At 54.4% G+C, this 2,963-nt stretch carries 3 protein-coding genes and 1 pseudogene; all 4 read right to left on the reverse strand.

Annotated elements, in window-relative coordinates; translation table 11 throughout:
• Complete coding sequence (locus RBA40_RS32960) at nucleotides 1-1,497, reverse strand: phospholipase effector Tle1 domain-containing protein (protein ID WP_306653094.1); 1,497 nt, start codon at nucleotides 1,495-1,497, stop codon at nucleotides 1-3.
• Nucleotides 1,498-1,527: 30 nt separating this feature from the next.
• On the reverse strand, nucleotides 1,528-2,007 hold the full coding sequence (locus RBA40_RS32965; RefSeq protein WP_306653096.1) for a hypothetical protein: 480 nt from the start codon (nucleotides 2,005-2,007) through the stop codon (nucleotides 1,528-1,530).
• Between the two features lie 80 nt (nucleotides 2,008-2,087).
• A pseudogene (locus RBA40_RS33690) lies at nucleotides 2,088-2,505 on the reverse strand (transposase).
• 95 nt (nucleotides 2,506-2,600) lie between these two features.
• The coding region (locus RBA40_RS32980) for a hypothetical protein (protein ID WP_306653097.1) at nucleotides 2,601-2,963 on the reverse strand (363 nt) is incomplete at its 5' end.

Raw genomic sequence — 2,963 nt, forward strand, 5'->3', positions numbered from 1 at the left:
TTAGGCGCCATCGCAGTTGTCCGGGGCACGGCCGGCAACCGGCACGCGCTGCAGGGTGCCGTCCATGACAGGCGGCTCTTTCAATTCCAGGCCGGCCGCCTTGATCGCCTTGGCAAACTCGGCATTTCCATCCGTCGCCGGGGCCGGCACAGCGCCAGCGACGGCGTCGCGCGGCGGCTTGGATTGGTTATCTTGTGAAGGCTCGCGTGCATGATCGGCGAAGGGGCGCGCAGTGGCTGCGGGATCGGAGCGTGCCGGGAGGCTTTCCGGCGTGTTTTTGGCATCGGACTTGTCTTGCGCAGGCGCGGCTTGCGGTGCGGGCTTGACCGCGGCTTTTACGGGATTCTTGACAGCATTTTCGTGGTGCTTCACTGTAACGGATGGAGCGGGTCGGTATTGCGCCTGCAGTGCAGAATCGACAGGCTCAACCTGAAGCCTGCCGCTTGGCTCAATTCTGTCAAGAATCTCACGCTCAACTAATTTGGTGTAGACCCATCTATGCTCCGACGAGTCATGGATAACACTCATGTTGGGGTCGGTCGGGATATGAACTTCCTTGATCATTCTGTCGCCGGTCAGTTTGTTCATGAAGGCGGCCGCAATATTGTACGCACGGTGAGACAGGCCGTTCGCTTCATATCCTCCTCCGACATCACTGTGTGCACCTGCAGTCGTTACTCCCAGAAACCGGCCATCTTCGGAGGTACCTTGGCGAATAATTGGACTCGATGGAAACTCTTTACGTAATTCATCATCGGCGTTGATCTGAATCCCGGTAATGACTGAGGGCGGCAGTCGACGGTCATTGCGAGCCGGTACGCCTGTGCCGACAGGATCGTAGAGTACAATTGCTTGTGCAATACTACCTGGCGCCCGCAAGGCTGCCGGTTCTTGCTTCTGCACCCCGCTTTCCAGACCGAGTTTGCTGCGGATGTGACCGACTGTGCGTGAAACGGTCCCTTCTTTGACCGGCGCAGCCTGCTCGGGGCCATCGAGATCTCTGGCACCCGGTATTCCTCGCTCGTGCACTATGCGGGTAAAACCGGCAGCCTGCTCAGCGCCACGGCTGAAACCAACCGAAATGACGCTGATTTTGACGTCCGGATCCTCCTTGATCCATTCCCGGCATTGTGCAGCGTATTTCTCATACATTTCGTCTATGCGCTCATGGTAAGTTCCGCCCGTAATGCCATCGATATTTCCTTTATATCCGGCTTGGGTGCCTGGCCCTTGGAGGTATTGACCCGACACTGAGCTATTGACCACTGCTTCTGCCTCTATCTGCGCTTTCAGCATCCCTATGTTCGTCGCATGCGGGTCTGCAAAGACATTATTGCCCGTCCCGTCGAACATAGCGTAGAACACACGTGCTTTGGGATCGGCGCTATCATACAGTTGGGGCACGTCAAAATCCCTGACCTTATCGGCCACATCCTCATAACGTGCGATTTGCTCCGTCGTTGGTAAGGTGACAGGTACCCCGTCGGCTTTTTTCATTACAACTTCGTTCGTCTGATTAAAAACAAATCACAATGTCCGCGAGTAGACACATGTATATGAAACGTCGTAGTCGACAGTTCTCTTCGCCGGGTCCAAAGGGCTTACGTGCAAGGTCACCGCAATATAGACGTTCACCGTACGATCGTTAAACTCGACGATGACAGTTGGCTCACCGGTCTCAAAAGGTTTTGAGCGTTGAACCCGCTCGGGGTGGTCGTACTGAATCGTGCGATCCGGGACCTCCTTATTGAGATCGATAGTATGGCTCAATTCAGAGCCATCACGCGAGCGCCATGTCATTTCCATCGGTCCCGCGAAGGCTTTATATGAGCCCGATTTAAAGCCTGGAAATCGCTCTTTGTCAGCGGGGGTTTTCTCTCGCGCGACTCTATCTTCAAGCACTTTATGGGGGGAGCCGGCGTAGACGAGCCATACATTGCTAACCCCTCCATAGCAAAGCAGCCCGAAGTCGTGAGTTGAATACTTGAGTAAATCGTCCTGAGACATAATATTTTATCCGTGTGAATATTCTAAATATCGAAGCTGATAAGCTAACATGTTTCTTCTAAGAGACGGTTTAAAAAAACTCAGCGGAAACGAATTCGGTGCAATAACGTTGAGCCAAGCATGAGGTAAATCATGGCGGTGGATACGTCGAGGCGTTGCTCGTAATCGCGAACGAGACGGCGGTAACGCATCAGCCATGCAAATGTGCGCTCGACGACCCAGCGGCGCGGTTGTACTTGAAACCCTGTCTGCCCCTGTAGCCGTCGTGAAGTCGAGATAGGCCGCTTTGTCCAGCCATTCGCATCCTGAACGCACCAGGTAACGCAACGCGTTGATTACCTGGCGAAGCTCTGCCTTGCGGGGGCGGCCGGTTCGAGCTACGCCCGGAAGTAAGGGTTCAACGAGCTTCCACTCCTGGTCGCTAATGTCGGACCGACAGCCCTTACGATCCTTGGGCGTCGATCCCGTATGCCGCGCTCGCTGCTCTGCTGCCCACATGACGTGCTCCTCCCAGAGAAAATCGGTTGGACATCAAAGTTACTTGGGAGTTTTCAAACCCTCTGTTAGGGGTAGTCCGTATCCGTTACTCACCATTACAACGACCGGGAATAGACAAGCTTATAGGTTTTGGCGTGGTCTGGTTCCCGGCTGGCCGGATCGAGAGGACGTACTAGCAAAGTGGCAGCGAAGTAAATGTTTATCGTTCGATCATCGAATTCAACAATGACAACCGGATTTCCCAGGAAGGGTTTTTGGGCGAAGACACGCTCCGGAAATTCATAGCTAACACGGGGATCAGGAGTTTCCTTGTTGAGGTCGACCGTGTGGCTTAACTCGGAACCGTCGCGCGCACGCCACGTCATTTCCATTGGCGAAGCGAATGTTTTAAAGGAACCTGACAGTATGCCAGGTACCAGGGTGGCGTCACTCGGTAATTTGTCCGGGGCGGTCCATGA

The organism is Massilia pseudoviolaceinigra (genome assembly GCF_030846505.1).
Lineage (GTDB): Bacteria > Pseudomonadota > Gammaproteobacteria > Burkholderiales > Burkholderiaceae_D > Telluria_A > Telluria_A violaceinigra.